Raw genomic sequence first — 18,380 nt, forward strand, 5'->3', positions numbered from 1 at the left:
CCCCCCCCCCCCCCCCCCCCCCCCCCCCCCCCCCCCCCCCCCCCCCCCCCCCCCCCCCCCCCCCCCCCCCCCCCCCCCCCCCCCCCCCCCCCCCCTGGTGCCGGCGCCGCCTTATCCTTCCCGCTCTGATGGCGGAAATAAATAGAGCGATCGCTCGGTTTATTTAATGTAGCACCACTTGACAGAAATAGCATGACGCACCGCAATATAAAACCACCTTATTTTCTTGATAATCTGATCAGTTGTTTTCCTGAGCTATAATCATTCCGTATAACAAGATCCTTCGTCGTTTCACCACGTTTTTGGGAATGCACTTGTCGACCCATTTCAACTTCGCGCAATTCCAGACCATGACGCCGCTCAACGGCGACAATATTTGGAGCTATATCCTGGACCGGCACGCCGAGCGCATCGGCGTCAAGCGGCGCAAGCCGGCGCTGGAGAACCTGGAGCGCATCTTCGGCGCCACCTTCCGCCTGGCCAACGACGTCGGTTTCCGCGCCATGAGCTTGCGCGACCTGTGCCGCGAAACCGGCCTGTCGATGGGCGGCTTGTACGGCTACATCAGCGGCAAGGACCAGCTGGCCGAGATGATCGAGGACGTGGTCTGCCACGCGACGCGGGAAATGCCGCCGGTGTTCGGCAACGTGGAGGTGCCGCTGGACCGGCTTGAGGCGCTGGTGCGCGCCTCGATCTACCTGTCGGAGATCTTGCAGCCGTGGTTTTACTTCGTGTATATGGATTCGCGCGTGTTGCAGGTCGAGCAACGCAGCATGGCGAAAAATTCCGAAATGTACGTGCAGAACCTGATCGCCGGCATCATCGACGAGATCGAGCCGCGTCCGGCCGGCAATTCGACCTTGCTGGCGGCGCATTGCCTGTCGCTGTTCCAGGATTGGTATGTGAAGCGCTGGAAATACCGCGCGGGGAAGGTGCATGTCGACGACTTCGCCGACAGCGTGGTGTTGGTGGTGCGCAGTTATTTGGGGCGGGGCGGGGCGGCTTCGGCCTGATATGGCGGCGCCGCGCACGCTTTACGGGCGGGCGCGGGGCCAACGTTGTCGGCTTACGCCCTTGCGGGCTAAGCCGGTTTACATATGGCGCGTCGTTTGCTCGGCGTCAGTTGGTTTCCAGCGGAAACGCCGCCGGCGCCGCCGGCATGTCGTCCGGCGCGACGTCGAGCGCGCGCACCTCGCCGTTGTTGATGAACTCGTCGTACACCCAGTCGCCGTCGACCCGGCTCAAGCCGGCCGGCACCGCCCGTTCCGCCTGCGGCCGCCTGGCCAGCGCCACCTTCATGTAGTCGATCCAGATCGGCAGGGCGGCGGTGGCGCCGAACTCGCGCCCGCCCAGCGACTTCGGTTCGTCAAAGCCCATCCACGCCACGCCGACGATGCCGCCGCCGTAGCCGGCGAACCAGCCGTCGAAGGCGTCGCTGGTGGTGCCGGTCTTGCCGGCGATGTCGCCGCGGCCCAGGCGCTGGGTCGCCGCCGCGCCGGTGCCCGAGCGCACCACGTCGCGCAGCATGTTGTCGACCATGTAGGCGTTGCGGGCGTCCAGCCCGCGCGCCGTTTCCAGCCCCGCCTCGGGCGCCTGGGTTGCCGAGACGACGGCGCCCTGGGCGTCGGTGACTTTGCCGATCAGGTAGGGCTGCACCTGGAAGCCGCCGTTGGCGAACAGCGCGTAGGCGCCCGCCAGCTGGCCCGGCGTCACCGCGCCGGTGCCCAGCGCCATCGTCAGGTTGTTCGGCTGCTTGGCCGGGTCGAAGCCGAACTTCTCCAGGAAGGTGTGGGCGAACGGCACCGTGACGGCGCGCAGGATGCGCACCGAGGCGACGTTCTTCGACTGCGCCAGCGCGAAGCGCATGCTGATCGGACCTTCGAACTTGCCGTCGTCGTTTTGCGGCTGCCAGTTCTGGCCGCCGGCCTCGGCGCCGCTCATTTCCAGCGGCGCGTCGCTAATCAGGGTGGCCGGGGAAAAACCCTTCTCCAGCGCCGCCGAGTAGACGAAGGGCTTGAAGGCCGAGCCGGGCTGGCGCCAGGCCTGCGTGACGTGGTTGAACTGCTGCAGCCGGTAGTCGAAGCCGCCGACCATGGCGTGGTAGGCGCCGGTGTTGGCGTCGATCGCCACGAACGCCGCCGCCACCTGCGGCACTTGCACGATGCTCCAGGCCTTCTTGCCGTCCTGGCTGATGCGCACCAGCGCGCCGGGCACCAGTCTGACGCCCGCCTTGGCGTTGGCGCCCAACGCCGCCGCGGCGAAGCGCAGGCCCTCGCCGCGGATCTCGATTTCCTCGTCGGCGCCGGCGTCGACCGTCACCTTCTTCGGCGACACCGAGGTGACGACGGCGGCGATCAGGCGGTCGCTCAGCGGACGCTTCTGCAGCGCCTCGTCGATGGCCTCTTCGCGCTCCTCCGGCGTGGCCGGCAGGTCGATGAAGGCTTCCGGGCCGCGGTAGCCGTGGCGCTGGTCGTAGGCCAGCACGTTGCGCCGCACCGCCTCGTAGGCGGCGTCCTGGTCGGCCTTGAGGATGGTCGTGTAGACCTTCAAACCCTTGGTGTAGGCCTCCTCCTTGAACTCGGCGAAGACCGCCTGGCGCGCCAGTTCGGCGACGTATTCGGCGTGGGTGTCGAACTGCTGGCCGCGCGGTTGCACCCGCAGCGGCTCCTTGAGCGCCTGCTCGTACTGCGCCGCGCTGATGTATTCAAGCTCGCGCAGGCGCTTGAGCACCAAGCGTTGGCGCTGGGCCGCGCGTTTCGGATTGACGGCCGGGTTGTGGCGCGCCGGGTTTTGCGGCAGGCCCGCCAGCATCGCCATTTCGGCCAGCGACAGCTGTTGCAGCGGCTTGCCGAAATAGGTCTGGGCGGCGCTGCCGAAACCGTAGGAGCGCTGGCCCAGGTAGATCTGGTTCATATACAGCTCCAGGATCTGGTCCTTGCTCAGCGCCGCCTCGATTTTATAGGCGAGCATGACTTCGTTGACCTTGCGCGAATATACCTTGTCGCGCGTCAGGAAGAAGTTGCGCGCCACCTGCATCGTGATGGTCGAGCCGCCCTGGCGCGTACCGCCGCCCAGGTTGGCCTTGGCGGCGCCCAGCGCGCGCACGTAGTTGATGCCGCCGTGCTCGTAGAACTCGGTGTCCTCGATCGCCAGCAAGGCCTTCTTCATCATCTCCGGCACGTCCTTGATGGCGACGAAATCGCGGTGCTCCTCGCCGAATTCGCCGATCAACACCTGGTCGGCGGTGTAGACGCGCAGCGGGATCTTGGGGCGGTAGTCGGTGATGACGTCGAGCGCCGGCAGCTTGGGCGCGATGAACAGGAACAGGTAGGCGGCCAGCAGGGCGGCGCCCAGCAGCGCGGCGGCGCCGGCGCCGATCAGCACGCGCAGCGCGAGGCGGCGGGTCAGCCAGGTGGGGAGGGCGTTACGGGAAGCGGTCAAAGTGGAATTCTCACAGAAGCGTGCGTCGCACGGTGGGCCAATTATAGACCATCGAATCGGCCGTTCCGCACGGCGCCGGGAGGGCCGCAAAAACGCTTTCAATCAATTCAAGCTTGTGCGATAGTCACGGTTGCACGAAACCGTCCGTGCCGCGGGCGCCGCCGGTTTCGACCTAAAAAATATATAACAAGGATTGATTCAATGCCAAAAGACGTAACACAGCCGGCCGTGCGGCCGTATATCCCGGCCGAGGCGCAACTACCGGAGATGACATTGCGCGCCCTGGTCATGGGGGTGATTCTGGGGATGGTGTTCGGCGCCTCGTCGCTGTACCTGGTGCTCAAGGTCGGTTTGACGGTGAGCGCGTCGATCCCCGTGGCCGTCATCGCCATCACCCTGTTCGGCCTGGCCAAGAAGGTCGGCGGCAAGGATTCCTCGATTCTCGAGAACAGCATCACCCAAACCGCCGGCTCGGCCGGCGAATCGATCGCCTTCGGCCTGGGCGTGACCATGCCGGCCATCCTGATCCTCGGCTTCGACCTGGAAATCTCGCGCGTGATGCTGGTCGGCGTGCTCGGCGGCCTGCTCGGCATCCTGATGATGATCCCGATGCGCCGCACCTTGATCGTCGACCAGCACAAGGAACTCAAATTCCCCGAAGGCACGGCCTGCGCCGAGGTGCTGAAGGCGGCCGCCACCGACAGCTCGCGCATCGCCGCCGGCGAAAGCATCCAGAAGGACTCGCTGGCCGCGCTGGACGCGAAACGGCGCGCCAAGATCATCTTCGGCGGCTTCGGCGTCGGCCTGTTGTATAAAGTGTTCAACGTCTCCTTCAAAGGCTGGAAGGACACCACCGGCGTGGTCTTCGACGCGCCGCTGAAGGCCGGCTCGATCGGCGCCGAAATCTCGCCCGAGCTGCTCGGCGTCGGCTACATCATCGGCCCGCGCATCGCCGCGACGATGGCCGCCGGCGGCGTGCTGTCCTATCTGCTGTTGATCCCGATGATCAAGTTCTTCGGCGACCAGATGGGCGTAATCCTGTCGCCGGGCACCAAACTGATCAGCGCGATGGGACCGAACGAGGTGCGCAGCGCCTACGTGCTGTACATCGGCGCCGGCGCGGTCGCCACCGGCGGCCTGATCAGCCTGGTGCGTTCGCTGCCGATGATCTGGAGCAGCCTGTCCGCCGGCCTGGCCAGCATGGGCAAGGGCAGCAAGCCGGCCTCGACGCTGCGCACCGAGCAGGACATCCCGCTGAAATGGGTCATCATCGGCTGCCTGGGCATCCTGGCCGTGATCACCGTCGCCACGCCGCTGCATATGAACCTGCTGGGCGCGCTGCTGATCCTGGTGTTCGGCTTCCTGTTCGCCACCGTGTCCTCGCGCCTGACCGGCGAAATCGGCTCCTCGTCGAACCCGATCTCCGGCATGGCCGTGGCGACGCTGCTGTTCACCTGCCTGATTTTCCTGATCATGGGTTGGACCGGCGGCCAGTACTACGTCACCGCGCTGTCGGTCGGCGCCATCGTCTGCATCGCCGCCAGCAACGCCGGCACCACCTCGCAAGACTTGAAGACCGGCTTCCTGGTCGGCGCCACGCCGCGCCTGCAGCAATACGCGATCCTCGCCGGCGCGCTGTCGTCGGCGCTGATCCTCGGGCCTATCCTGCTGAAACTGAACGACGCCAGCACCGTCTACGTGCCGGCGGCGCAGGTGGCGCCCGGCGTCACCACCGACGCCTCGAAACTGACTGTCACCGCGGCGCTGCAGGGCCCGCAGGCAGCCGACGACGCCAAGACCTATAAAGTCTGGCAAAAGCCCGACACCGTCGGCGGCCCGGCCGGCAAATACCTGGTGCACGACGACGGCAGACTGGCCTACCTGGTCGATCCGGGCATCAACGGCGTCTACAAGACCCGTCCGGACGGATCGGAAGTGAAGAAATACGACGCGCCGAAGGCGGTGCTGATGTCCTACATCATCAAGGGCATCCTCGACCAGAAACTGCCGTGGACCCTGGTGCTGTTCGGCGTGATGATCGCGGTGGTGCTGGAAATGGCCGGCGTGGCCTCGCTGGCGTTCTCGGTCGGCGTCTACCTGCCGCTGTCGTCGACCCTGCCGATCTTCATCGGCGGCGGCATCCGCTGGCTGGTGGACCGCCGCAACAACAAGCTGGCGCACAACGTCGGCCTAACGGCGGAAGAGAAGCAATCGGCGGGCGACCGCAGCTCGGGCGTGTTGCTGGCGTCCGGTTACATCGCCGGCGGCGCGCTGGCCGGCATCATCATCGCGATTACGGCCGGCCTGCTGACCAACTTCGACAAGGCCGTGACGAACTGGGCCGAGCATAGCAACCCGTTCTACGAAGGCATCAACGCCGACGCGCTGTCGCTGCTGCCGTACGCCGCCCTGATCGTACTGCTGTACATGGTCGCGCGGGAGAAGAAAGCCGCGTAAGCTAGCCGCTTCAGTCCGCCACAAATGCCGCTCCGCCCAGGCCGAGCGGCATTTTTTTGGCAGGCGTCCGCAGCGCCGACGCCAATGGCGTTACGTCGGCCGGTTGCGTCGGTCGGGTTGGACGGAACGGCGCAAGCCGACAAGCTTGGCCTGGAGCGGCGCGGCTCGCTTCGGCCAACATGGTCGGATTACGCGTCCCGCTAATCCGACCTACGACACGCTAACGCTTCACCCATAAAAAACGGCGGCCCGCGGGCCGCCGTGTTCATTGACGCTTTACAGCGCGGCGTTTATTTGACGCCGTGCATCAGCTTGTTGATCAGCGGCGCGATCAGGAACAGCACCACGCCGGCGCCCAGCAGCGACCAGAAGCCGAAAGAGTAGCCGTCCAGCGCCGACGCCACCGACAGGCCGCTTTCGCCACTGACGTGGCTGGCGAAGATGCCCGACAGGTTGTTGCCGATACCGGTGGAGAGGAACCAGCCGCCCATGCCCAGGCCGACCAGGCGCACCGGCGCCAGCTTGGTGACCATCGACAGGCCGATCGGCGACAGGCACAGTTCGCCCACCGATTGGATCACGTAGACCATGAACAGGGTCCAGAACGGGATTTTGCCGTTGCCGTCGACCAGGCTCGACAGTGCGTAGATCAGCAGGCCGAAGGCGATGGCGTTGCCGATCAGGCCCAGGCCGAATTTGCGCGGGATCGACGGATTGGCGTCGCGCCGGCCCAGCAAGATCCAGGCGAAGGCGACGATCGGCGCGAAGGCGATGATGGCGATCGAATTGACGCTCTGGAACCAGGCGGTCGGGAAGACGAAGCCGCCCAGTTGGCGGTCGACGATGTTTTCAGCGAGGAAGGTAAACGAGCTGCCGGCCTGTTCGAAGAACATCCAGAACAAGATGTTGAAGGCGAAGATGAGCAACATGGCGATGACCTTGTCGCGCGCGACCTTGCCGTTTTTGATGCCTTCGATCATCAACATGATGCTCAGGCCGACGAACAGCACCGACAACACGTATTGCAGGTTGGTGGCGCCGACGGCCAGCAGGAAGTATACCAGCGGGACGACCACCAGCGCGCCGATGGTCACGTAGACCATGCGCAGGCGGCTCTGCGCCTCGGGTTCCGGCGCGCCGATGCCTTTCAGCGACTTGCGGCCGATGGCGAACCAGACCAGGCTGACCAGCATGCCGATGCCGGCCGCGATGAAGACGATTTTGTAGGCGGGCATGGCGTCGGTGCCGAACACTTTTTGCGCCAGTACCTGGGTGAAGATGGGGGCGAAGAAGGCGCCCATGTTGATACCCATGTAAAAGATCGTGAAGCCGCTGTCGCGGCGGGTGTCGGCGACGCTATAGAGCTTGCCGACCATGGTCGAGATGTTCGGCTTGAACATGCCGTTGCCGACGATGATGGTGGCCAGGCCCAGTTTGAAGACGTCCGGGTTGGGGATCGAAATCATGAACAGGCCGGCGGCCATGAAGCAGGCGCCGATCAGGATCGAACGCTGGTAGCCGATGACGCGGTCGGCGACGTAGCCGCCGAACAGGGCGCCGGCGTACACCAGCGCGAGGTAGGAACCGTAGGTCAGGTTGGCAACGGCCTGGCCGGAGGCGTCGCCGCCGTGGAATTGGGCGACGATGTAGAGCACCAGGGCCCAGCGAATGCCGTAGAACGCGAAGCGTTCCCAGAATTCGGTCATAAATAACATCCACAGTGGGCTCGGGTGGCCCATGATCTGCTTAAACTCGGGAAGGGTGGCTTCCTTGTTCAACGTAGTAGCACCGCTCATGCGGTTTCTCCTGAAAAATTTTTATAATGGATAAAAAATATGGAGCCACCCGGTTCCGCTGGCGCCCGGGTAGGGCGCCGTAATGTCCGGGGAATTCCAATAGGGAGGCATTCTAATCTACAAATTGCCGCAAGCGAGCAGTTCGATTTGCATAAACAAGTATGTCTTATTCATATCAACCCGATTAGCCTCGCGGCGGCGCGCAGCCGTTGGTTTTTTGCGAATTTGGCGGCCACAAACTTGTCGACTTGTCGTATATTGGCATTGCAAGCTCATCACTCGGAGGGCGGTGCCGCATGGCGCCCTCCCGGCACCGTATTTTTAAAGGATTTTCGCATCATGGAACATGACGTTGTCGATACCCTGGTTTCGCCGGAGGGCCGCTTGGACGTGCTCTCCAAAACGGAAGTCAACAAGCTGCTCGACACCAGTCAGGGTGGCCTTTACAACACCTTCCGCAATTGCGCGCTCGCGGTCCTGAACTGCGGCAGCACCATCGACGATGGCAAGGAACTGCTGGAACGTTACGAATCGTTCGACATCAGCATCATCCAGCGCGAGCGCGGCATCAAGCTGGACATCAAGGGTGCGCCGGCGATCGCCTTCGTCGACGGTAAAATGATCAAAGGCATCCACGAGCACCTGTTCGCGGTGCTGCGCGACATTATCTTCGTCAGCGACGAGGTGACCGGCAACCCGAAATTCGACCTCAACAGCACCGAGGGCGTCACCGACGCCGTGTTCCACATCCTGCGCAACGCCAACGTGTTGCAGACCCAGCTCAATCCGAACCTGGTGGTGTGCTGGGGCGGCCACTCGATCAACCGCGCCGAATACAATTACTCGAAGGAAGTGGGCTACCAGATGGGCTTGCGCGGCCTCGACATCTGCACCGGCTGCGGCCCCGGCGCGATGAAGGGTCCGATGAAGGGCGCCACCATCGGCCACGCCAAGCAGCGCCTGCACGCCGGGCGCTACCTGGGCATCACCGAGCCGGGCATCATCGCCGCCGAATCGCCGAATCCGATCGTCAACGACCTGGTGATCATGCCGGACATCGAAAAACGCCTGGAGGCGTTCGTGCGCACCGGCCACGGCATCGTCGTGTTCCCGGGCGGCGCCGGCACGGCCGAGGAGATCCTCTACATCCTCGGTATCCTGCTGCATCCGGACAACGCCGGCATGCCGTTCCCGCTGGTGTTTACCGGGCCGGAGGCGTCGCGCGACTACTTCGTGCAAATCAACCAGTTCATCAGCGACACGCTGGGGCCGGAGGCGCAACTGCGCTACAAGATCATCATCGACGACCCGGAACTGGTGGCGCGCGAAATGCTGGACGGCATCAAACAGGTGCGCGAATTCCGCAAGGCCCACAGCGACGCCTATTACTTCAACTGGCTGCTGAAGATCGACCGCGAATTCCAGAAGCCGTTCGCGCCGACGCACGAGAACATGCGCAACCTGAGCCTGCACAAGAACCAGGAAACGCATCTGCTGGCGGCCAACCTGCGGCGGGCGTTTTCGGGCGTGGTGGCGGGCAACGTCAAGGACGAGGGTATCCGCGCGATCGAGAAATACGGCCACTTCGAGATCCATGGCGACGCCGCCGTGATGGGACCGATGGACGCGCTGCTGGCCTCGTTCGTGGCGCAGCACCGCATGAAGCTGGCCGGCAAGTCGTACACGCCGTGCTACCGCGTGATCCAGTAGGGGACGCGTGGCGCCGGCGCGACCTTGGTTTTAATCGACGTCGCCGGCGCCTTCGCCGCGCGCGCCAGCCATAAAAAAAGCCGCCCGGTTCGCACCGGGCGGCTTTTTTGCTGGCGTCGCGATTAGTCTTCGCGGCGCAGGTGCGGGAACAGCAGCACGTCGCGGATGTTCGGCGAGTCGGTGATGATCATAATCAGGCGATCGATGCCGATGCCGCAACCGCCGGCCGGCGGCATGCCGTATTCCAGCGCGCGGATGTAGTCGGCGTCGTAGTACATCGCCTCTTCGTCGCCGGCGTCCTTGGCCGCCACCTGGGCCAGGAAGCGGGCCGACTGGTCTTCGGCGTCGTTCAACTCGGAGAAGCCGTTGGCGATCTCGCGCCCGACCATGAACAGCTCGAAGCGCTCGGTGATGCCGGCCACCGTGTCGGAGGCGCGCGCCAGCGGCGACACTTCCACCGGATAGTCGATGATGTAGGTCGGTTCCCACAGCTGCGCCTCGGCGGTTTCCTCGAACAGCGCCAGTTGCAGCGCGCCCAGGCCGGAGTGGGCGTGCGGCTTGACGCCGAACTTCAGCAATTCGGCCTTGATGTACCCGGCGTCGTGCAACTGCTCGTTGCTGTAGTGCGGCGCGTACTTGTTGATCGCGCCGACGATGGTCAGGCGGTGGAACGGCTTGGCCAGGTCCAGCTCGCGGCCGCCGTAGGTCAGCGTGGCGGTGCCGTGGGCGTCGACGGCGGCCTGGCGGATCACCGCCTCGGTGAAGTCCATCAGCCACTTGTAGTCGGTGTAGGCGGCGTAGAACTCCATCATGGTGAACTCGGGATTGTGACGGATCGACACGCCCTCGTTGCGGAAGTTGCGGTTGATCTCAAAGACGCGGTCGAAACCGCCCACCACCAGGCGTTTCAGGTACAGCTCGGGCGCGATGCGCAGGAACATCTGCATGTCGAGCGCGTTGTGGTGGGTGGTGAACGGCTTGGCCGCGGCGCCGCCCGGGATGGTGTGCAGCATCGGCGTTTCCACCTCCATGAACTCGTTCTTCTCCATGAAGCGGCGGATCGACGAGATCGCGGCGGTGCGCGCCTTGAAGGTGCGGCGCGTGTCCTCGTTCATGATCAGGTCGACGTAGCGCTGGCGGTATTTGGTTTCCTGATCGGCCAGGCCGTGGAACTTGTCCGGCAGCGGACGCAGCGACTTGGTGATCAGGCGCAGTTCGGTGGCCTTGATGGTCAGCTCGTCGGTCTTGGTCTTGAACAGCGTGCCGGTCACGCCCAGGATATCGCCCAGGTCGTAGTGGTGCAGCGCGGCCATGGCCGCTTCGCCGGTCAGGTCGAGCGTGGCGTAGATCTGGATGCGGCCATCGGCCTTGGCGCCGGAGGCGTCCTGCAGCGTGGCGAAGGCGGCCTTCTTGCCGGCTTCGCGTTTCAACATCATGCGCCCGGCCAGCACCACGGTGACCGGCTCGGCTTCCAGCTCTTCACGGGTCTTGGCGCCGTATTGCAGATGCAGGTCGGCGGCCTTGTGCCGCGGGCGGAAGTCGTTCGGGAAGGCGACGCCCTGGGTGCGCAGGGCGGCCAGCTTGGCGCGGCGCTCGGCGATGATCTTGTTTTCGTCCGGCGCTGCTGCTTGTTCTTGGATATCCGTGGTCATGGTGTTTTGTCTTGTCTGTCTAATTAAATGATGGGTGCGGCCGGGCCGCTGGCGAACAGCGCCTCGACCGACAGCTCGCGGAAATCGCGGGCGACGCAGATGACGTTGTCGAAGTGCGCGAAAGCCTCGGCCGGCAGGGTGGTGCTCAGGACCACCGCGCGCATGCCGGCGCGGCGCGCCGCCTCCACGCCCAGCGGCGCGTCCTCGAACACGATGCAGTTCTCGGGCAGCGCGCCGGCGCGCTCGGCCGCCATCAGGAACACGTCCGGATGGGGCTTGCCGCGCTGGACGTCGGCGGCGCCGACGACGGCGTCGAAATGGCGCCGCAGGTCGAGCCCGTCGAGCGTGAAGACGATGTTCTCGTTCGGCGCGGCGGTGCCGACCACCAGCGCGACGCCGTCGCCGCGGGCGGCCTTGACCAGCGCGTCGAAACCGGCCACGGTGGCCAGGTGCGGCGCGTACAGCTCGCGGTAAACCGACTCCTTCTCAGCCATCAGCGCGACGTGCTCGGCCGGGCTGAAAACGTCGCCCAGGTAGGAGCGGATAATCTCGTGTCCCTGGCGCCCGGCCGTGCTGAGGAAAAAATCGTCGGCGTCGAGCACATGGCCGCGGCGCTGGAAAAACGTCATCCAGGACTCGGTGTGGAAGGCCATGTTGTCGACGATCGTGCCGTCCATGTCGAAGATGAACGCGCGCTGGGGAAAAGTCATCGTTTATACGCCTTGCTTGAGTGAAGCCGAAATGAACTCGTCGATATCGCCGTCCAGCACGCCCTTGGTGTTGCCGGTTTCGAAACCGGTGCGCAAATCCTTGATGCGCGACTGGTCCAGCACGTAGGAGCGGATCTGGTGGCCCCAGCCGACGTCGGTCTTCGAGTCTTCCAGCTTCTGCTGCTCGCTCATGCGCTTGCGCAGCTCATGCTCGTACAGGCGCGACTTCAGCATCTCCATCGCCTCGGCGCGGTTGCGGTGCTGGCTGCGGTCGTTCTGGCACTGCACCACGATACCGGTGGGCGCGTGCGTCATACGGACCGCGGAGTCGGTTTTGTTAATGTGCTGACCGCCGGCGCCGGACGCGCGGTAGGTGTCGACGCGGATATCGGCGGGGTTGACGTCGATCTCGATCGAATCATCGACTTCCGGATACACGAACAGGCTGGTAAACGAGGTGTGGCGGCCGTTGGCGGAATCGAAGGGCGACTTGCGCACCAGGCGATGGACCCCGGTTTCCGTGCGCAGGAAGCCATAGGCGTGGTCGCCCTCGACCTTCAGCGTGGCGGTCTTGATACCGGCGACCTCGCCGTCGGACTGCTCCAGGATCTCGACCGTGAAACCCTTGCGTTCGCAATAGCGCAGATACTGGCGCAACAGCATCGAGGCCCAATCCTGCGCCTCGGTGCCGCCGGCGCCGGCCTGGATATCGATAAAGCAGTTGTTCGGGTCCATCGGATTGTTGAACATGCGGCGGAACTCCATGCCCTCGATGATCAACTTGATGGCGTCGACGTCGGCGATGACCGCCTCGAGCGTCTCGTCGTCCTGCTCCTCGCGCGCCATGGCGAACAGATCGTTCGTATCGCGCAGATCGGCGTCGGCCTTGGTCAGCGTAAAGACGATGGACTCCAGCGCCTTCTTCTCCTTGCCGAGGTCCTGGGCGCGCTTCGGATCGTTCCAGACGGTCGGATCCTCTAATTCTTCATTGACTTGCTCTAGCTTCTCTGACTTCGTATCGAAGTCAAAGATACCTCCGAAGTTCGGCTTCGCGGATCGTCAGATCGGCGAGCAGGGCGGAGAGGGAGTTGATGCGTTCGGCTTCCATGATGGTGTCTTCTTATAGTGAAAATCAAACCTTGGATTATACCCGAGCGCGCGGCCGAATCCCGCGCCAATCGACAACAACGCCAGGTAAACCTTGGTGTTATGCTGCCGACTCCCTTTATCCTGGATTCGACTTGCCGCCGCGCGCGTACCGTGAATGGCGACTGCTTAATGCACGGCCGGCTTTTCCTCTTGTACCAGAATAAACGGGCTGACCACCACCGCCCACAGCGTGGCGTCGGCCTGCTGCCAGCTTTGCGCCTGCTGGTCCGACGCCTTCATCACCTTGCGCTCGGCCATCCATTGAACGATGGTGGCCTTGTCGTCGTGCGAAATGCGCACCGCCACCTCGACCAGGTCGAGATCGCTGGTGACGAACACCACGTTGCCTTGTGCGAAATGCTTCTCCAGCTCACTCCATGGCAGCCGCGCGGTTTCTCGGTTGACTTTGATGCGCAGGTCGGTATCGTTCTCGGGTTTGGTTTGCATGTTGGTACTCGTTCGATGTCATAGGGGAGTCCGGCGCGCTCAGACGATGTCGATGCGCGGCGTCGGCGTACCCTCCCATGTTAACCGATAGACGTCGCCTTTGCGAACATTGCCCACCAGCGCAGGCCGGAAGCAGGCCAGGTTGGTGCCGCCGTCGCGCCGCACGCTGGGGAAAATCAGCCCCAGCGAACCGGCGTCGAGCAGGCGCGCCGCCAGTTGTTGCGAGTCGAGGTAGCTGGCCGGGGCCAGGCAGGCGCGGAACGTCTCCAGGCCGCGCAGGTCGTGGAACTCGGCGCTGAAGTCGGCCAGCATCAACTGGTAGCTGACGCTGTCGTCGAAACGCTGAATTTCCTGGTATTCGACGCTCTTGTGGAAGGTGATTTCGGCCAGCGCCGTGGCGGCGTCGAAGGCGCAGTACCAGGCGCCGCGCTCGCCGTCGTTGAAGCGGCTGCCTTCCGGCCTGGCGTAGGTAAAGGCGGCGTTGACGATGCGGAAGTTGGGTACGCGGGACACCAGTTCGTCAACGCCGATGCCGGCCGCGCCGCCCGATTCGGCGATCAGGCGGGCGTTGGTGGCATTGTCGAGGTCGAACAGGTCGCGCAGATGGCCGGTGTCGTCGGCCAGCGGCGCCAGCACCGAGTCCTCGACGTCGGCGAAGCGCGACTGGATCAGGCGGCAGGTGTCGAACTGGCGCAGCAACGACAGCGGGGGTAGCGCGGATATGGCCAAGGTCACAGGCCTCCGCGGCGGGCGTCGAGCAGTTTGCGCACCGTCTGCATCGCCAACAGGCCGCCGCGCAGCATGTGCGCCAGCGGGGTGCGCCCGGCGAAGATCTGGTTGCTGTTCGGCAGCGTCACCCATTCGTCGGCGAGCTTGTCGCCGTACAGGATGTGCAGCGCCTTGTAGATGCCCAGCAGGTAGGAAACGCGCGTGATGCGGTCCACGTCGAGCACCCGGTCGGGGTTCTTTTTCCATTCATAGTAGGCGCTGCTGGAGAGGCCGCCAAGCAGTTCGCGGGCGTCGTCGTCGCGCAGCTTCCACGCCGCGGCAAGCTTGAAGAAGCCCTTCAGGGCGGACTTGGACAGGCGTTCGCGCTCGCTCTTGGCGGTCAAATCCACCAACACGGTCGGTTCGAAGTGGCTTTTCGGGTAGGCGTAGGCTAGGCTCATGATTGGCTCCGGTAATGGATAATTTATACTCCGTTATAGGATGGATTGCAAGCCACGCGCGCCACGCACCCTTGTTGCCGCTCAAGGAAGGCGACGAAGTTTCCTGCCAGTATGAAGAGCGTGCTGAACGCGCCAGATGGGGAGGGGACGATGGAGCAGTTGCTGCCGTATGCCGAGCGGGCGCTGGACCAACTGCGCGGCGCCTGCCGCGAATTTCTCGTGCGCGCCAACACCAGCGCGGAGACCGGCATGCGGTCTGCCGCGACGGCGCCGCCCGCATGGCTGCTGCAGGGTGGTGGGCGCCCGCTTCGCGCCTGCGCGATCGCCCACATCGATGGCAACGGCGACGCGGCGCGCCAGTGCGGCGACGCCACCACCGTCGCCCGCGGCAGCGTATTGACGCCGCTGTCCGGCTCGTTCGCGGCAAGCGGCTGGCGCACCGCCTACGACGTCACGCTGGCGCCCGTGCTGCTGTCGCAGGCCCGCTTCGCCAGGTTGGCGCCGGCCGCCGCGCCGGGCCTGCCGTCCGGCGTGTCCGCGTGCATCAGCCTGGTCATTGAAAGCTGCGCCGAGGCGCCGGCGCTGGACCGGCTCGGCTTGCCGGCGCTGCGCGTCTATCTCGATGGCGAACCCGAGTTCTGCGCCGCGCTGCGCGACGCCTTGTTCGCGCACACCGTTTGCGCCTACGTCGAGATCAGCGGCAGCGGCCATTGGAGTCTGCTCGACCGCATTCCGCTGGGCCCGGTAGGCTTCGCCGCCGCCGACGCGCTGCTGCCGGCCGCATCCGGCCGCCTGCTGGCGGAATACCTTGCCTTTCCCGAAAAATTCAACTTCGTCGACATCGACGTCGCGGCGCTGCGCAAATATCTGCCCCCCGGCGGCCGCGTTCTGACCCTGCATCTGGGGTTGACGCGCGTGCCGGCCGACTCCGACATGGCGCGCCGACTGGCTCGCCTGTCGAGCAAGAATCTGCTGTTGGGTTGCACGCCGGTTTTCGCGCTGGCCGCGCCCGCCGGCGTCTGCCAGCTCCAATGTTCGACCGAGCGCGGGGCGCCGGCGTTCGCCCAGATGCTGACCTTGTATGACATGGCGCGGCCGACGCTGCGCCAATGGGTGATTTCCGCCATCGCGCGGCTGGTGCATCGGCCGGCGGAGGCATGGCTGCGCGGCCGCGACGGCGTGGCCCTGGTACGCGGCGTCGGCGTGCGCATGACGCTCGATGCCCCGGGCTTCGCCGGCCACGGGATGCACGCCTTCGCCGAGGCGATGGCGGCGTTTCTCGGCGAGCATGTCGACCCCGCCGGCTTTATCGAATTGCGGCTGGTTTGCGAACGCAGCGGTGAGGAGGTGTTGCGCTGCGCGCCGTGCAATAGTGGCGCGAACCTGGTGCGCGCCAACGCCGACCGGCTCAATTGGCACGCCGTCACGGCGCCGCGAAAAAAACCGACCCTTGCCGGCCTCAGCCTTTAATGGGCAGCGTGGCCTTTCCAACTTCCGCTGTCGGAAAAAATGACGCCGCGTCCATGCATGCTCCCGCGGCGCCCCGGACGCTTGCCGCAAGTGCTTGATTTAACGGCTTTTCCCAACCCTTTCCCGCGCTTGGCGCGAGTCTTGCGTGCGCTTCGTCGCGCCGGCAATGACGTGTTGTTGCGGCCGGACCACTGGAGATGCGCATGTATACGATCGCCCCCTTGGCCGGAGTGCCGGCCGCCGCCGCGCTGCTTCTGACTATATTCCTTAACCCGCTAGTTGCGGTGGCAAGCGAGCCGGCGCCGCCCGCCGCCCGTGCCGCCGGCGCGGCCGCCGCCAATTTTATCGGTGGCCCGCCGCCGAGGACTGCGCCGCCACCCTCGACGCAGGCGCCCGACACCGACATGGTGTTCATCACGGCGTCGTCGGCGCTGAGCGACGCCGTTGCCGCTTCCTGCGACCGCGCCCGCCTGGCCCGTTATTTGTGCCACACCCTGGTCGGCGCCCGGGCCGCCCTTCCCGCCGTGCGGGCGGTACTGGAAGCACCGGACATCCTGGCCGTCGGCGTGGTGGGCGCCGGCAACGCGTCGCCGGTCCAAGTGCACGGCGGCGCGCTGGACACGCCGTATTTCCAGCGCCTTCGCGCCGGGGCGCTCGAACACAAGGTGGTTTTCTTCACTACCCGGGTCGATGCCGCCATGCCGGCCGCCGTCATGGCGGCGGGCGCGCGCACCTTCATCCGGGCCGGCTTGCCGACGCCAAGCGCCAAGTCGCAAGCGGTGTTCAGCTGCTTCTGGGAGCGGGTCTTGCTGGACACGCAGGCCATGGCCGCCGCGCTGTCGGTCTGCGCCAGCGCCGAGGGGGTCGAGGGACACTTCGCGCTGTCGGGCGACCCCGGGCGCTTCATCGACAGCCTGGTTGGCGACCGCGACGACTTGCATCCGGGCGACGCGGCCGACGTGGTCTCCCTGTCGCCGCTGGCGCGCAGCTTCGTCGAGTACCTACAGGCGGCGCCGGGACAGGGGCCGGTGCGCAATCTGGATGTGCCGGCGCACCACAATCCGGTTGCAGTCAGCCATTTCATGGCGGTGCCGCGCGGCTATCCGATCGAAGCGGCCAACGTCGACGTGCGTATCCGCATGAGCGGCGAGGTGGCCGGCAACGACTTCATCTTAAACAATTTAACCCTGCCGCCATATGGCTCGGACCGGCGTTTCCACAGTGTCATTGCGCTGGTTGACCTGCTGCGCGAGGTGCCCGTCGCGGGTAAAACCTACACCCTGAAGCTGGACGTGCAGAGTTATCCCACGCGCGACTTCAGCGCCGACAGTTATTCCGGCGTGCCGGACAATTATCGCAATATGTTGCCCCACGCGGTGAGCCGCCGGCGCCTCGACCTGGTGTTCACCGACGACACCATGGTCGACTATTCCAGCTTGGTCCTGAAGCAATTCGACGTGGACACATGGATGCGCCAGCTGATCGGCGACCAGGACAATTTCCACCCCGGCGACGCGGCCGACGCCGCGCCGAAATCGGCGCATGTGGCCGATCTGATCGCCTACTTCGCCGGCGAGGCCGGCGCGCCGGCCGTCGACATGGACGTCGTCGCGCCCCGCAACACGGTCGGCCTGACGCACGAGATTTACCTGGCCGCAGGGTGCGCCGCTGATTACCTCGGCCACGCTCAAGGCTCGGGTACGCGTGACCGGGGCCGCCGCCGGCGCCCAGTTCATCCTGTATAACGAGAGCGCGCTGCCAACCGTCGCCGAGCCGTATTCCGGCAACGTGATCGCGCTGGGCGACTTGCTGGGCGCGCCGCCGCAGCCCGGCCAGACCTATAACCTCAGCGTGAACCTGGCCAAAGTGCCGCTGCGGGCGCGCTTGGCCGCCGCCTATCCCGGCCGCCCCGACGGCGTGCGCGACCTGTTGCCGATGCTGCGCGCGCAGAACCGCCTGGACCTGCTGTTCGGCGACGGCAGGGCGCTCGATTATTCGGAATTGACGCTGACGTACACCGTGGCGCGGGCGCCGGCGGGCGACCTGAACGGCGACATGGCGGTCAACCGCTGGGACCTCGGCATCATCATGGCGTCGCTCAACACCGACGCGTACGGCGCCGAGGACCCGCGCGACCTCGACCACGACGGCCGCATCACCATTGCCGACGCGCGCGAACTGGTGGGCCGTTGCGACCACGCGTGGTGCGCGTATGCCGAGCAAGACCTTCCTTGAGCGGTGTAGCGGGGGGGGGGGGGGGGGGGGGGGGGGGGCTGGCCTCCCCCCTCCTCCCCCCCCCCGGGGGGTCGATGTACGCTTCAACAAACCCCTCCAAGACACCTTCAACGAGACAGCAGTACAGAAACAAAACAACCAAAT

Annotated in this window: 14 protein-coding genes; 6 read left to right on the top strand and 8 right to left on the bottom strand. The window is 65.2% G+C overall.

The window, feature by feature from the left end; genetic code table 11:
• The first annotated feature begins 308 nt into the window (after window positions 1-308).
• Window positions 309-1,013 carry a helix-turn-helix domain-containing protein gene (locus ACFDR9_RS22255; protein WP_017875827.1) on the top strand — a complete coding sequence of 235 codons (705 nt, stop codon included), beginning with the start codon at window positions 309-311 and terminating at the stop codon, window positions 1,011-1,013.
• A gap of 106 nt (window positions 1,014-1,119) precedes the next feature.
• On the opposite strand, the gene ACFDR9_RS22260 is transcribed toward ACFDR9_RS22255, so the two are convergent.
• On the bottom strand, window positions 1,120-3,441 hold the full coding sequence (locus tag ACFDR9_RS22260; protein WP_409032392.1) for a penicillin-binding protein 1A: 2,322 nt from the start codon (window positions 3,439-3,441) through the stop codon (window positions 1,120-1,122).
• A 201-nt stretch (window positions 3,442-3,642) separates the two neighbouring features.
• Here ACFDR9_RS22260 and ACFDR9_RS22265 point away from each other — a divergent pair, with 201 nt between their 5' ends.
• The gene (locus ACFDR9_RS22265; protein WP_409032393.1) at window positions 3,643-5,898 is read left to right on the top strand and encodes an OPT family oligopeptide transporter; all 2,256 of its coding nucleotides are present in this window, start codon (window positions 3,643-3,645) and stop codon (window positions 5,896-5,898) included.
• A 290-nt stretch (window positions 5,899-6,188) separates the two neighbouring features.
• Here the strand turns inward: ACFDR9_RS22265 and ACFDR9_RS22270 are convergent, their stop codons facing one another.
• Window positions 6,189-7,694, bottom strand: coding sequence for a peptide MFS transporter (locus ACFDR9_RS22270; protein WP_409032394.1), 1,506 nt, complete (start codon window positions 7,692-7,694; stop codon window positions 6,189-6,191).
• Between the two features lie 339 nt (window positions 7,695-8,033).
• Here ACFDR9_RS22270 and ppnN point away from each other — a divergent pair, with 339 nt between their 5' ends.
• Window positions 8,034-9,404 (top strand): nucleotide 5'-monophosphate nucleosidase PpnN, encoded by a 1,371-nt coding sequence (ppnN, locus tag ACFDR9_RS22275; RefSeq protein ID WP_409032395.1) that lies wholly within the window; start codon window positions 8,034-8,036, stop codon window positions 9,402-9,404.
• 122 nt (window positions 9,405-9,526) lie between these two features.
• Here the strand turns inward: ppnN and lysS are convergent, their stop codons facing one another.
• The 6 genes from lysS to ACFDR9_RS22305 all read right to left on the bottom strand — a co-directional run bounded on the left by lysS (window position 9,527) and on the right by ACFDR9_RS22305 (window position 14,531).
• Window positions 9,527-11,056, bottom strand: coding sequence for a lysine--tRNA ligase (gene lysS / locus ACFDR9_RS22280; protein ID WP_409032396.1), 1,530 nt, complete (start codon window positions 11,054-11,056; stop codon window positions 9,527-9,529).
• A 23-nt stretch (window positions 11,057-11,079) separates the two neighbouring features.
• A complete protein-coding gene (locus ACFDR9_RS22285; protein ID WP_409032397.1) occupies window positions 11,080-11,766 on the bottom strand; it encodes an HAD family hydrolase in 687 nt (228 codons plus the stop codon).
• 3 nt (window positions 11,767-11,769) lie between these two features.
• A protein-coding gene (prfB, locus tag ACFDR9_RS22290) for a peptide chain release factor 2 (protein ID WP_157406499.1) occupies window positions 11,770-12,874 on the bottom strand; the annotation gives its coding sequence in 2 pieces (ribosomal slippage) (window positions 11,770-12,792 and window positions 12,794-12,874; 1,104 coding nt in all).
• A 167-nt stretch (window positions 12,875-13,041) separates the two neighbouring features.
• Window positions 13,042-13,362, bottom strand: coding sequence for a DUF2288 domain-containing protein (locus ACFDR9_RS22295; RefSeq protein WP_409032398.1), 321 nt, complete (start codon window positions 13,360-13,362; stop codon window positions 13,042-13,044).
• Between the two features lie 39 nt (window positions 13,363-13,401).
• On the bottom strand, window positions 13,402-14,097 hold the full coding sequence (locus ACFDR9_RS22300) for an RES family NAD+ phosphorylase (protein ID WP_409032399.1): 696 nt from the start codon (window positions 14,095-14,097) through the stop codon (window positions 13,402-13,404).
• Window positions 14,094-14,531, bottom strand: coding sequence for an antitoxin Xre-like helix-turn-helix domain-containing protein (locus ACFDR9_RS22305; RefSeq protein ID WP_017875817.1), 438 nt, complete (start codon window positions 14,529-14,531; stop codon window positions 14,094-14,096). The genes ACFDR9_RS22300 and ACFDR9_RS22305 overlap by 4 nt, the downstream gene beginning before the upstream one ends.
• Window positions 14,532-14,651: 120 nt before the next feature.
• Here ACFDR9_RS22305 and ACFDR9_RS22310 point away from each other — a divergent pair, with 120 nt between their 5' ends.
• The 3 genes from ACFDR9_RS22310 to ACFDR9_RS22320 all read left to right on the top strand — a co-directional run bounded on the left by ACFDR9_RS22310 (window position 14,652) and on the right by ACFDR9_RS22320 (window position 18,236).
• A complete protein-coding gene (locus ACFDR9_RS22310; RefSeq protein WP_409032400.1) occupies window positions 14,652-16,001 on the top strand; it encodes a type VI secretion system baseplate subunit TssF in 1,350 nt (449 codons plus the stop codon).
• Between the two features lie 203 nt (window positions 16,002-16,204).
• A complete protein-coding gene (locus tag ACFDR9_RS22315; protein ID WP_409032401.1) occupies window positions 16,205-17,746 on the top strand; it encodes a hypothetical protein in 1,542 nt (513 codons plus the stop codon).
• Window positions 17,706-18,236, top strand: a complete 531-nt coding sequence (locus ACFDR9_RS22320; RefSeq protein WP_409032402.1) for a hypothetical protein — start codon at window positions 17,706-17,708, stop codon at window positions 18,234-18,236. The genes ACFDR9_RS22315 and ACFDR9_RS22320 overlap by 41 nt, the downstream gene beginning before the upstream one ends.
• The last annotated feature ends 144 nt before the right edge of the window (window positions 18,237-18,380 follow it).

The sequence above is a fragment of the Janthinobacterium sp. CG_23.3 genome (assembly GCF_046115965.1).
Taxonomy (GTDB): domain Bacteria; phylum Pseudomonadota; class Gammaproteobacteria; order Burkholderiales; family Burkholderiaceae_D; genus Janthinobacterium.

Bases quoted from the DNA above. Each gene is read 5' to 3' on its own strand.
- ACFDR9_RS22265 (WP_409032393.1), top strand. From the start codon at position 3,643: ATGCCAAAAGACGTAACACAGCCGGCCGTGCGGCCGTATATCCCGGCC.
- ACFDR9_RS22285 (WP_409032397.1), bottom strand. From the start codon at position 11,766: ATGACTTTTCCCCAGCGCGCGTTCATCTTCGACATGGACGGCACGATC.
- lysS (WP_409032396.1), bottom strand. From the start codon at position 11,056: ATGACCACGGATATCCAAGAACAAGCAGCAGCGCCGGACGAAAACAAG.
- ppnN (WP_409032395.1), top strand. From the start codon at position 8,034: ATGGAACATGACGTTGTCGATACCCTGGTTTCGCCGGAGGGCCGCTTG.
- ACFDR9_RS22255 (WP_017875827.1), top strand. From the start codon at position 309: ATGCACTTGTCGACCCATTTCAACTTCGCGCAATTCCAGACCATGACG.
- ACFDR9_RS22305 (WP_017875817.1), bottom strand. From the start codon at position 14,531: ATGAGCCTAGCCTACGCCTACCCGAAAAGCCACTTCGAACCGACCGTG.
- ACFDR9_RS22295 (WP_409032398.1), bottom strand. From the start codon at position 13,362: ATGCAAACCAAACCCGAGAACGATACCGACCTGCGCATCAAAGTCAAC.
- ACFDR9_RS22270 (WP_409032394.1), bottom strand. From the start codon at position 7,694: ATGAGCGGTGCTACTACGTTGAACAAGGAAGCCACCCTTCCCGAGTTT.
- ACFDR9_RS22315 (WP_409032401.1), top strand. From the start codon at position 16,205: ATGTATACGATCGCCCCCTTGGCCGGAGTGCCGGCCGCCGCCGCGCTG.